Origin of the sequence: Nostoc sp. JL33 (genome assembly GCF_017114985.1) — a bacterium.
Lineage (GTDB): Bacteria > Cyanobacteriota > Cyanobacteriia > Cyanobacteriales > Nostocaceae > Nostoc.
This window is the reverse complement of sequence record NZ_JABXKP010000029.1, coordinates 1-11,782: the sequence shown is the minus strand read 5'-3', so window position 1 is coordinate 11,782 and position 11,782 is coordinate 1. Positions and strand designations below refer to the sequence as shown.

Here is an 11,782-nt window from a genome sequence, read left to right as displayed (position 1 = left end):
GTTTTTACTGCTGAATTATTTTAATCTACGCTTAATTTAACAATGTATCAATTAATTTATCCTAAGTTTGGCTAATCCAGATGTTTTTTTCTCGCTCGTGAGAAATCCGGGTTTACTCTGACCAAACATTTCACTACCTGAGTTTGTCCCCACATCAGATTTTTGGGCAGAGGAGCGGTCTTTTTGATACTGGTCTACCACTAACTCTAAACCTTGTAATCCTGCTGCACTCGCAAAGGTAGCATAACCATTTTGATCAACAACTTGTCCACCAAAGGCTTTAATTTTATAAGCCTGACGCGCCAATTCGGGAATTTCTCCAAAGCCGTATCTGTTAATTTTGCCTGTCAATTTTTTCGAGTAGTTGCGTAATTCATCCCAAGTAGCTGGCGGACTACTCAAGCCTGCGGCGGCGAAGGCTTTTTTGTTATAAAACAGGGCAAGGGTAGAATAGTCTTTAGGAAGACCATAAATCTGGTTTTGATATTTAAAGCTGTCGAGTAGGGTATCCTCGAAGTCTACTAGGTCAAATTCGGGGGTGATGTAAGCATCTAACGGTTCCAGGACATTTTGACTCATTAAAAAAGGAGCTTCCAGCGCATCTAGATAAAAGACATCAGGCGCGGCTTCCCCAATCAAACGAGTTTTAATTACATCCATATATTGGTCGGAGATTACTTCATATTTGACCTTAATAGTTGGATGTTGTGCTTCAAAGTCTTGCAGTACTTGTCTCAAGAGTTTTTGCTCAACAGGAGAGCCTCCCCAACCACTAAGTTTAATGGTGACTGCGGTAGATGCTAAGGGTTTGCTTGGTAATTGTAGGCTTTGACAAGCAATAATTGCGATCGCGATCGCCATCACCAGTCCCAAAAAATTAAATAATCTTTTCTTGCTCATAGACAGATAACCATTGCTTGCATCTTTAGTTTGTAATCTTGAAGAAATAAATGCTGACCTCAAATTAGAACAAATCCAAAAAACTGATCCTCGTTTTCTAGTTGATGATTTTCATGAGCCATTGGATGAATGCGACTTTGATGTAGTAATCAATTGAAAATTGCAAGCTAAAATAACAAAAACTCATCAGGAATGCTAATTAAAGCATACTGAGTTCCTTTGCAATCGGATTAATTCGAGGATACTTCACCCATAAACATAGATTATGGATTCTGTTCAGATTGAAACAACTGCGCCACTGACTCTGGAAATTGCCCAGATTGACTCACCACTCACAACAGTTTCTCCAAACTCTCGAATTCCCAAGGATACTATTCGCACTAGTTTAAAAGCTTCCACTGCGGATTCTGTCTTAGCAGCCGTTTACTCTCTTGGAACTGGCGGGATTTTACTGAGCAATTTCTTGGTGGAATTGGGTGCTAGTCCAGTGGTATTTGGGATGCTATCCTCTATCCCCATGTTGGTCAATCTCATTCAGCCATTGGGTGCTTACTTGTCTGAACGCAGCACCAGCCGCTTTCAATATTCTCTTCGGACACACGGAATTGGTCGGCTGGTATGGCTGGTTTTAGTAATTGGTATTGCAAGCGTCAGTTGGGGAGTGTTTAATACTCACCAGTTAGTGATATTGACGCTCTTGATTGTTCTATTGAGCAATCTTTTGGGAGGACTAGGAAGCGCATCGTGGCTAAGTTGGATGGCAATGATTGTTCCCCGGCGATTACGAGGCAGGTATTTTGGCATACGCAATAGTGCCGCTAGTCTAACTAATTTGGTTTGCGTACCAATAGCCGGTCTATTTGTATCACATTGGTATGGGGGATCTCTACAAGGTTATGGGATAGTTCTACTGGTAAGCATTCTGTTTGGGATTGTGGGATCGGGGTGTCAATATTTCCAAGTGGATATAAATCCGCAATTGCAAAACACTTCTTATGGCAAGTTACCTCAAACAAGTGAGATTCAGCCAGAGGTTGCAAAAGATGAATCTTCTGAAGTACCTCAATCAATTCATATACCACAAAACCAATTAGCTAACAGCATCTGGAAAAACTCTAACTTTTTGATATTTCTGCTGTATTTCAGCTTCTGGACGCTTGCTGTTAACCTCAGCGCTCCTTTTTTTAACCTCTATATGCTGGACACGCTGGATTTGGATGTCAGCTACGTGACTATCTACAACAGCCTTCAGGCGGGGGCAAATTTGCTGATGCTTATCCTGTGGGGAAAATTAGCAGACAAGATAGGTAATCGTCCCATCCTTATCTGTATTGGGATTTTGGTTGCAGTCACACCAATGCTGTGGCTGGGGATTAGTGTTAATCGCCTTGACATCTGGTTGTGGTTGCCATTGTTACACATCTTTCTTGGAGGTACTTGGGCGGCGATTGACTTGTGCAACAACAATATACAATTGGGCATTGCACCAATTAAAAATCAGTCTATCTATTTTGCGATCGTAGGTGCCGTTGCTGGAGTGAGTGGTGCTTTAGGCGCAACTATAGGCAGCTTCATCGTGCAATTTGCTCAGTCTGGAGGCTTACTAGGGTTGTTTGCCCTCTCTAGTCTATTTCGGCTAGTAGCAATTGTTCCACTCATGTTTCTGCAAGAACCAGGCAGAGGTTAGGGATTGAAAAGTCAGGAGTTAGCAGTTAGGAGTGAGGAGTTATGAATTTTTCACTTCCTCCTCCTCACTTTTCACTCATAACTTTTGTTTATTCTGCGGCGGTAGAAGTCAAGGACATTGTTTCCCACAACACCATATGAGGTGTTGTTAATACAGGCTGGTGTAGGGCAATCAGCCGGCCTAGGGTGTTCTTTAATTGGGTACGGGGTACGATATCATCAACAAAACCGTGCTGGAGCAAATCTTCAGCAGTCTGGAAATTCTCAGGTAGTTTTTCCCGCAGGGTTTGCTCAATCACTCGCCGACCTGCAAAACCAATTGTTGCCTTGGGTTCTGCCAAAATGATATCGCCCAGCATCGCAAAACTTGCGGTAACGCCGCCTGTTGTAGGATTAGTCAAAACGGGAATATATAATAGTCGCGCGTCTCTATGGCGCTGTAGGGCTGCGGAGATTTTCGCCATCTGCATCAGAGAGAGCATTCCTTCTTGCATCCTGGCACCACCGGAAGCGCAGACGATAACTACAGGATATCGCCGTTGAGTGGCTTGCTCAATCATCCGCGTGAGTTTTTCTCCCACTACCGAACCCATGCTACCACCCATGAAACGGAAATCCATAACCCCAAGGGCAATAGGCAAGCCATTGACTTGACCTAAACCAGTTTTAACTGCGTCTATTAAGCCAATTTTCTCCTGCATTTCCCGCAAGCGATCGCTGTAGAGTTTCCGATCGCGAAATTCCAGGGGATCGGTTGGACGCAAATGCTCGTCCAGGGGTTTCCAGGTATTGTGATCTATCAATTGACGGATGCGCTCATCGCTGTCTACCCGATTGTGATGACCACATTCGACACAAACCATCTGATTAGCTTTCAGGTCTTTTGTATATGCCAACACACCGCACTTAGAACATTTATGCCATAGACCGTCAGCAATTTCACGTTCTTGGCGTTCGAGGCTGGTAGATCCTGATTTCCGTCGATTTGCAAACCAATCAAATAGAGACTTTAAACCGCGCGATTCTTCGTTGTTAGCCATTTTTTATTTTATTTTAAGTGGGTTATGAGGTCGAAAACATGTCTTGCCGTATCGGGTTTTCCTTAGCCTTTTGTCATTTGTCTTTATTAATGACTAATGGCTACATCGACAAACTACGCTTTTAAGCAATTGAGACCTTAATTTTCATCTTTGGTTGCCAGCTTAACGAAAATACTTATGCCAATACAAGTCTCTTGCTCTTTTTTCAGCAGACTTAATTCTATAGACGTACTGGCAAAGCCATGAGAATACCAACCTCCAAATAAGATGCTTTCTCCCTCCCACCCAAATCAATTATTCTGTATTGCTAGGTGATGAGCAATCAGCATCTGTTGCACTAGTTATGCTTGCCAACGGTTAATCGTCGTTAAGAGGGTAATACAAGTCACAAGCTGAATATTATCAAAATATGAAGGGCAGATGGGGTAATGCTGGTTACAGTCACGAATTATAAATATTTTTTATCAAAGGGCATTGGCCAAACAGGGCAATTCAATGCAAGGATTTTGGTGAAGCAGCGCCAGAACAGGGGAGCCACTGCACCAAGCCGTCCCGAAAAGCGTCTTCCCAACTCCAAAAGACGCTGCTTCGCGTTGGGAGAAGGGATTGACGATAGCGCCACGGAGAGCGACGTAGGAGCGTCTTTTGGATTAAATTTCAATTCTTTAATCCAAAATCTAAAATCTAAAATCTAAAATTCTCACTCCCTCATCCCCACTCCAATTCAAGAGGCTGGAAAAAATAAGCGCAGGTAGCTAGACAAAATCGCTTCGCCGCTAAACAGAGTAATCACAGATCCTAAAGCTAGAAAAGGGCCAAAAGGCATCTTTTGTCCTAACCTTTGTCGCGATCGCCGTATAATAACAACGCTACCAATTAAAGCTCCCAGCGCACAAGCAATAAAACTAGCCAAGAGCAAATATTTCCAGCCTAACCAGGCTCCCATCATCGCTGCTAACTTGGCGTCACCCGCACCCATTGCAGCTTTACCAAAGGCAATTGAACCCAATAGGGCGATCGCATCAAACAGCCATAAACCCAATACTGCACCGACTATCGCCATCATCAGGTGATTTACTAATGCCACGGAACTAGCTTCTGGTAAAAAACCAACCAGCATTTGAAACAAAATCCCCACCACCAAACCCGACTGAGTAAGTCGATTGGGTAGGATCATTGTATCTAGGTCGATAAGCGATAGCGCCAATAACCAACTACAAAAAGCCCAATAGCCTATTGTTAAAGTCGAAACTTGAAATACCAAAAAAACCAGTAAAAAAATTATGCCCGTTACCCCTTCTACCACAGGATAACGGACAGAAATTTTGCTTTTGCAATATCGACACCGCCCTCTTAACGAAATCCAGCCGAATACTGGTACATTGTCGTAAGCTTTTAGCTGGTTTAAGCATTTAGGACAACGGGAAGGCGGCCAAAGAATTGACAACCCAGCAGGTAGGCGATAAACAATAACGTTGATAAAACTCCCAATAGATGCACCCAAAGCAAAGACCATTACACTCGCCGGAAGGGCGAACAAAATGTCCATACAGTCATTTGTCCTTTGTCATTTGTCCTGTGTCATTTGTCGTTTATCTTTTGTCCTTTGTCGAGAACTAATGACTAATGACCAATAACCGATGACTAATGACGAATGACTAATACATGTGCGACTCAATTTGACTCAAAGGCACAAAACATTCTTGAGGTAAGAGAACTGGTTGGTTAGTAAAAATAACTTTACCTCGATGATTCACACGATTAATTGCTACACCGGAAGGTTGCCCAGCTATTTCGGGATGTACTTCACAGTGAGTGTAGTATATCTGCCCAGCAGCTCTGATTACGGCGGGATCAATCAAAGGCGGCTGGTTCTTTGGGGCGGTAAAATTTGCTTGTCCTTGTCGTAATGCGTACACTATCGACTGTTATTTGATTGCTAGATTTCCCTCTAGTCTACCCGAAACTTCTAGCAAAGGTTGCCAAATTGCCCAAGTTGCATTAATTATTAAATTACTTCCCTTGAATCGCTTTAATGAGTGCATCGCCCATAGCACGGCAACCTAAAAGATTTTTCCCTGGAGAAATTATATCCCCTGTGCGATCGCCTTGTTCTAAAACTTGCAATACAGCTTGTTCGATGTGATCTGCTGCTTTTGGCTGGTCTAAACCGTAGCGCAACATCATCGCCGCACTCAAAACCTGTGCTAAAGGATTTGCTTTATCAAGTCCGGCAATATCTGGGGCGGAACCATGAACTGGTTCAAACACACCAGGCCCAGAAGCACCCAAACTAGCTGAGGGTAACATCCCAATACTACCTGTGAGCATGGCAGCAGCATCAGAGAGAATATCACCAAACAAATTGCCTGTAACTATGGTGTCGAATTGCTTGGGAGCGCGTACTAACTGCATAGCTGCATTATCTACATATAAATGAGAGAGTTCGATATCTGGATATTCCGTACTAAGTTGGGTGATGCGATCGCGCCACAACTGAGATACTTCTAATACATTCGCCTTATCCACCGAACAAAGTTTTCCGCCGCGTTTTCTAGCTGCTTCAAAAGCCACCCGCCCAATACGTTCAATTTCTGACTCTGTGTAAACCATTGTATTTACACCGCGTTTCTCACCAGTTTCCGTGACAAAAATCCCTTTGGGTTTACCGAAGTAAATCCCGCCAGTGAGTTCACGCACCACCATAATATCCACGCCTTCCACAATTTCGCGTTTCAAAGTCGAGGCGTCGATTAGCTGCGGCAAGATTTTCGCTGGGCGCAAATTGGCAAATAATCCCAAACCTGCACGTAGCCCTAACAAACCGGCTTCCGGGCGTAAATTGGATGGTAGAGAATCCCACTTATAGCCACCAATGGCTGCGAGTAACACAGCATCACTGTTACGGCAAGTATCTAGAGTCGCAGATGGTAGGGGTTCGCCTGTGGCGTGAATTGCTGCACCACCGATGAGGGCTTCTTGGAATTCAAACTGAATATCAAATTGCTTCCCTACGACTTTCAGCACATCTACCGCCACTGCCATAATTTCAGGGCCAATGCCATCGCCGGGGAGTAGAGTAATGCGGTAGTTCTGGGTCATAGCTGGTTATTACTGGGTAAATGCTTGCAGATCAAATATCATACCCAGCAAAATGTACCGATGGAGTTTTTAATTTATTTAGATGTATGTTGTCTGAATCGCCCTTTTGATGACCAGACACAAGAACGGATTTTTTTAGAAGCCGAGGCGGTGCTTCGTATTTTGGCTATTGTTCAAATGGGTGATTGGCATCTGCAAGGAAGCGAAACCTTTGATGATGAGGTTCAGAACACTCCTGAAGGAGCAAGAAAACGGCAGATGCAGATTTGGGCTGCTTTAGCAATTAGTAAAGTGAACATAACTCAACAAATCGCGTTTCGTGGTGGGGAACTTGCCCAAATGGGGTTTAAAGATTACGATGCTTTGCATATTGCTTGTGCAGAAGCTGGCAAAGCCGATGTTTTGCTCACAACTGATGACAGAATGTTACGTTTGGCTGCAAGGCACAAAGACTTGCTACAAGTGAGAGTAGAGAACCCGCTTCAGTGGCTTAGAGAGGTTGCAAATGATAGATGTGAGTAAGTTGACTCAGAATGAAATTCAGCAATTAGGAATAGATACCCTGAGTTTAACTCTTGGCCCAGCAGGAATGGGGTTATTTATGCATCAATTCAATTTAGGAAGCGGTGATTACACGCGAGATAGGGATGAAATATTGGGAAATCCTACTATTGAGGAAATAGTTGCCCGAATCAAAGAAAGGCGGATATCGCAGGTTGAAAGTTCAGATGTTCTGCCCAAAGTTACAAATATGAAAATGCTAGATGTAACTAAACTTTCTCAAGCTGAGATTAGGCAACTGGGAATAGAAGCCTTAACAAAGGCTCTTGGCCCTGCTGGAATGGCAAGATTTATGCAGCAATTTGAAATAGGTAGTGGAGATTACACACGAGATCGGGATCAAATATTAGGAGATATTACTCTTGAGGAAATCTTCGTCAGTATTGAGGACGGACGACAACAGCCTTAAATAAAGGTTAAATTCTACTCAGCAGTTATTAGTTAACGCATCTATGCAACTTTGGACACCCAACCAACCCCTCAAAAACGGCAGATTTATCGTTCAAAAAGTCCTTGGTGGTGGTGGCTTTGGTGTCACCTATAGCGCACTAGAACAGCGCACAGGTAAATTATTTGCCATCAAAACCCTCAATCCGATACAGCAAAGTCAAGGTGACTTCCAAGAAAAGCAAGAACAATTTGTTAACGAAGCGTTACGGTTACGAGGTTGTCAGCATCCCCATATTGTCAAAGTCCATGAAGTGATACAAGAAGCGGGATTGTGGGGAATGGTGATGGAATACGTTAATGGGGATGATTTAGGAGTTTACGTTGATCAGCACGGACACTTATCAGAGGATGAAGCATTACGCTATATCAATCAAGTCGGACAAGCATTAGAATGTGTTCACCAACAAGGCTTTTTACATCGGGATATCAAGCCGAATAATATTATTTTGCGCGATGGAAAACAAGAAGCAGTTTTGATTGACTTTGGTCTGGCGCGTGAGTTTACCATTGGTAAAACCCTCAGCATGACCAATTCTAAAACAGAAGGCTATGCACCAGTGGAACAGTATGAAAGGCAGGGACGTTTTGGAACTTATACTGATGTTTATGCTTTAGCTGCAACCTTGTATAGTTTGTTGACTGAGAGAACTCCTATACCTGCTAATTATCGAAAAGACGGCGATATTCCCTTAAAAGCGCCAAAGCAGTTTAATTCTGATATTAGCGATAAGGTGAATAATGCGATTATCAAAGGAATGGCGTTAGAACCGCAAGATAGACCGCAGACGGTACGAGAATGGTTAGAATTGCTCAAGCCCAGTCCAAAATCGCAAATCCAAAATCTAAAATCCTCAAAGATGGACTACACCCGACTGAGTGATTTGCTTGCAGCTGGGGAGTGGAAAGCAGCAGATCAGGAAACAAACCGAGTTATGCTGGCAGTAGCAGGGAGAGAAAAGGCCGGTTGGCTTAATTCTGAAAGCATGCATAGTTTTCCTTGTGAAGACCTCCGCATTATTGACCAACTTTGGGTAAAGTATAGCAATGCACATTTTGGCTTTTCAGTGCAAAAGCGCATTTATCAAAGTCTGGGGGGAACCAGACATTATGACAGCGAAATTTGGGAAGCGTTTGGCGATCGCGTTGGTTGGAGAAATAGAGGTAATTGGATTCGTGATTGTGATTTGGTTTATGATATTAAAGCACCATTAGCCCACCTTCCAGCGGATCTGGGTGGGGGTATTATCGGTGGTTGGGGAGGGGGGTTTGTGGGATTGGGAGTGGGGTTTTCTCTCGCGTCAAGACTTGTAGACTGTAACATATAAGGCTTACAGATTTTTCAAAAGATTTGTTAACACCTCACTTTATACGAAGCCCTGCGACTTCTGGCTTACGAAGCCCCTAGCACTGCACTTCCTCCTCATCCTCGCCTTGCTTTTGTAGTACGCTACCGACAAACTGCGGGTTATAACAGTTAGCAAAAATAAATTTTTCCGCTACTTTTTCTATTTCTCCATTATTGGCTTCCCACTCATTGATAGTAGAGTGTGTTACGGCACGATAAAATTATGGTTTCATTTAAAAATATTAAATTAGCCCTAACGCACCATCTTTGATTTAAGAAGCTTCAGGCAAAGGAATATCTATCTTCTCATCTTCTTCTATAGCCTCCCATGCACTGGGAACAGCAACATTTAACCACCACGACCAAAATTCTAAACGCTTTGCTGAATCTGATTTTCCAGAAATAGTCTCCCACACTGCACCATTTGCATACGCACAAGCAGCAAAGAAAGCAGCATCATTACCTTCTGTATCTCGATCATCTGTCAGATTAAAATCAATCTCATCTGGGTCGAAATTTTCATCAAAAATTGCAGTATCAAGAGATGCAACTGCTGCACATCCAACAGTAAAAGCCATACCCGAATCGTCATAACCTAATTGTTGCATTTCTCGCCATAAATGTTGGCTCTCTTTTTCTGCGAAAGCTTTACTAACATTTCCAGAAATTACTTTTTCAGCTAGGGTAATAACTTGTTGTGGTCTATCATCGTTATTGAATCTTTGATTCCAAATTGGGAGTACTTGACGGACTGTAGAGAGTGCTAGTGCTGTACGTCTTAGATGCCCATTATCGCCAAATGCCGCCCAAATAGCATGGCGATAACCTAGATTCAAGTCATGTTGAGGATGACGATAAACTGATTCTAAAGCCTCTTGAATCAGATTTTGTAGCTGAGAGGGAATCGCCATAAAGCACCTTCCTTTACTTGCCCAGATATCTATCATAAACGATAAACGAACTTGACTTGACCATGAGAATAAAAGAGCCAGATACCGTTAGAGTCAGCAATCACAATATCTTGTTGTCTTATTTGCGCTAATGCATAAAAATAAGGATAACAATCTTCTTCACACATACCCCTCGACACACCGATAGAATTATCAGGCTGGATAACCGATATTTGTTTTTCTGCATGGGAACGATAGTGCTTTCCTAAGTCGTTTTTTGGGTCTAATTCCCAAACTTTTGTTTGATAGCCATATCGGTTAAACTCTGTTATGAAATTCTGATAATATTCTTTGACTTTACTTTCATCCTGTTCTAAAGATATACCATAATTTTCTTTGATAGCTTGCTTCCATTTTATATTTAGTGAATCCCAACCGCTAATCGTAGCAACGTTATCACTTACAGCGATAGTTTTCCGATTATTCATTTTGGGTTTCACCAATCTCCCACTAGTCAGAATAGAATAAATTTCTTCAGCAATTTTTTGAAAATTATTGGCTATATCAATATTTGCCATTATTTGTGCAGCAATTGCTGACTGAAGATTGGACACCAAATCTTGAATATTTGCTACAACTTCTATATTAGGCATATCTTTAAACTATTTTAATATTCTTATTTATAACAACAGATTATAGCGGTTATCGACCCTTGTGAGATACAAGAACCCCACCCCCAACCCCCTCCCCGCAAGCGAGGAGGGGGCTATGATCTAACTTGTATGATTAAGAAACGCTATATCAATAATCTGGCTACAAATTAACAAAAAAAAAATAAAATAAAAAATTACATACTCTGATAAGTCTCAGCTACAATTAAAAAACTAATATCGTAAAAATACATAAAATCCTCAATAGACAATGGCCCCAAAAGTCACCCTCACAATTACCCAAGGCAAATTACCAGGAAGACAATATACTTTCGACTCTCGCACAACCTGTATTATCCGTAGGTCAGAAGATTGCAATCCCCAACTACCAGATGATGAAGACCATCGTACCATTTCCCGCTATCATTGCTTATTAGATATCAATCCGCCAGCTATTCGTATACGCGACTTTGGTAGCAAAAATGGTACATACGTTAATGATAAAAAAATCGGGCAACGCGAAGCACATCAAACACCAGAAGAAGGTGCAAAAGTTAAATTTTCTGAATATGATTTACAAGATAACGATGAAATTAAACTGAGTAATACAGTATTTGTAGTTAGTATTGAAACTGATTTGAGTTCACAAAGTACTTTTAACTTTTTGCCTGCAATTCCTAATATAAATTATCAAAATCAATACCCAATAGCACAAGCAGTACAAGCACCAAATTCACCAAATTTATTAGAATATATCAAACGCTTATTAGGTTTAGCCGCAGGTGGGGATAAAAAATTACTTGCAATCCGCGATTTTAATATTATTAAATTACTAGGGAAAGGCGGCTTTGGAGAAGTTTATTTAGCACAGCACAATCAAACAGGTAATTTTGTAGCTTTAAAAGTAATGTTACCTGCGGTTGCAACTTATGATTGGGCGATACAAATGTTTATGCGGGAGACGGAAAACACTAAAGTATTACGACATCCAAATGTTGTGAAATTACTCGATTATGGCTACTCAGAAAATATTTTCTTTTTCACAATAGAATATTGCGAGGCTGGTACTGTTGCTGATTTAATGGAAAAACAAGGAGGAAGATTAGTGCGATTCGTTGGATAGTGAATCACGGTAATCAATCCGGAAATAACTAACCC

The 11,782-nt window shown here is 41.9% G+C and carries 12 protein-coding genes and 1 pseudogene; 6 read left to right on the top strand and 7 right to left on the bottom strand.

Annotated features, from left to right (window positions below; genetic code table 11):
• Positions 1 to 111 precede the first annotated feature (111 nt).
• Positions 112 to 900, bottom strand: a pseudogene (locus HWQ23_RS07165) (extracellular solute-binding protein); the annotation flags it as partial.
• Positions 901 to 913: 13 nt separating this feature from the next.
• Here HWQ23_RS07165 and HWQ23_RS07160 point away from each other — a divergent pair.
• Positions 914 to 1,057 (top strand): hypothetical protein, encoded by a 144-nt coding sequence (locus HWQ23_RS07160; protein WP_292825603.1) that lies wholly within the window; start codon positions 914 to 916, stop codon positions 1,055 to 1,057.
• Positions 1,058 to 1,165: 108 nt separating this feature from the next.
• Positions 1,166 to 2,587, top strand: coding sequence for an MFS transporter (locus HWQ23_RS07155; RefSeq protein WP_292825600.1), 1,422 nt, complete (start codon positions 1,166 to 1,168; stop codon positions 2,585 to 2,587).
• 88 nt (positions 2,588 to 2,675) lie between these two features.
• On the opposite strand, the gene accD is transcribed toward HWQ23_RS07155, so the two are convergent.
• From accD to leuB, 4 genes are all read right to left on the bottom strand, one after another.
• Positions 2,676 to 3,626 (bottom strand): acetyl-CoA carboxylase, carboxyltransferase subunit beta, encoded by a 951-nt coding sequence (gene accD, locus HWQ23_RS07150; protein WP_292825597.1) that lies wholly within the window; start codon positions 3,624 to 3,626, stop codon positions 2,676 to 2,678.
• Positions 3,627 to 4,350: 724 nt separating this feature from the next.
• On the bottom strand, positions 4,351 to 5,175 hold the full coding sequence (locus HWQ23_RS07145) for a prepilin peptidase (RefSeq protein ID WP_292825594.1): 825 nt from the start codon (positions 5,173 to 5,175) through the stop codon (positions 4,351 to 4,353).
• 109 nt (positions 5,176 to 5,284) lie between these two features.
• Positions 5,285 to 5,545: a hypothetical protein gene (locus tag HWQ23_RS07140; RefSeq protein WP_292825591.1), complete on the bottom strand. Its 261-nt coding sequence runs from the start codon at positions 5,543 to 5,545 to the stop codon at positions 5,285 to 5,287.
• A gap of 94 nt (positions 5,546 to 5,639) precedes the next feature.
• Positions 5,640 to 6,728 (bottom strand): 3-isopropylmalate dehydrogenase, encoded by a 1,089-nt coding sequence (gene leuB / locus HWQ23_RS07135; RefSeq protein ID WP_292825588.1) that lies wholly within the window; start codon positions 6,726 to 6,728, stop codon positions 5,640 to 5,642.
• Between the two features lie 24 nt (positions 6,729 to 6,752).
• Here leuB and HWQ23_RS07130 point away from each other — a divergent pair, with 24 nt between their 5' ends.
• From HWQ23_RS07130 to HWQ23_RS07120, 3 genes are read left to right on the top strand one after another with little or no spacing between them, the layout of a single operon-like run.
• Positions 6,753 to 7,250 carry a PIN domain-containing protein gene (locus tag HWQ23_RS07130; protein WP_292825585.1) on the top strand — a complete coding sequence of 166 codons (498 nt, stop codon included), beginning with the start codon at positions 6,753 to 6,755 and terminating at the stop codon, positions 7,248 to 7,250.
• A complete protein-coding gene (locus HWQ23_RS07125) occupies positions 7,234 to 7,698 on the top strand; it encodes a hypothetical protein (protein ID WP_292825582.1) in 465 nt (154 codons plus the stop codon). The genes HWQ23_RS07130 and HWQ23_RS07125 overlap by 17 nt, the downstream gene beginning before the upstream one ends.
• Positions 7,699 to 7,741: 43 nt before the next feature.
• Positions 7,742 to 9,064 (top strand): serine/threonine-protein kinase, encoded by a 1,323-nt coding sequence (locus HWQ23_RS07120; RefSeq protein WP_292825579.1) that lies wholly within the window; start codon positions 7,742 to 7,744, stop codon positions 9,062 to 9,064.
• Positions 9,065 to 9,356: 292 nt separating this feature from the next.
• Here the strand turns inward: HWQ23_RS07120 and HWQ23_RS07115 are convergent, their stop codons facing one another.
• A complete protein-coding gene (locus tag HWQ23_RS07115) occupies positions 9,357 to 9,995 on the bottom strand; it encodes an Imm5 family immunity protein (protein ID WP_292825576.1) in 639 nt (212 codons plus the stop codon).
• A gap of 32 nt (positions 9,996 to 10,027) precedes the next feature.
• Positions 10,028 to 10,627, bottom strand: coding sequence for a hypothetical protein (locus HWQ23_RS07110; protein ID WP_292825573.1), 600 nt, complete (start codon positions 10,625 to 10,627; stop codon positions 10,028 to 10,030).
• 268 nt (positions 10,628 to 10,895) lie between these two features.
• On the opposite strand from HWQ23_RS07110, the gene HWQ23_RS07105 reads away from it, so the two are divergent.
• Positions 10,896 to 11,747 carry a protein kinase domain-containing protein gene (locus HWQ23_RS07105; protein WP_292825570.1) on the top strand — a complete coding sequence of 284 codons (852 nt, stop codon included), beginning with the start codon at positions 10,896 to 10,898 and terminating at the stop codon, positions 11,745 to 11,747.
• Positions 11,748 to 11,782 lie beyond the last annotated feature (35 nt).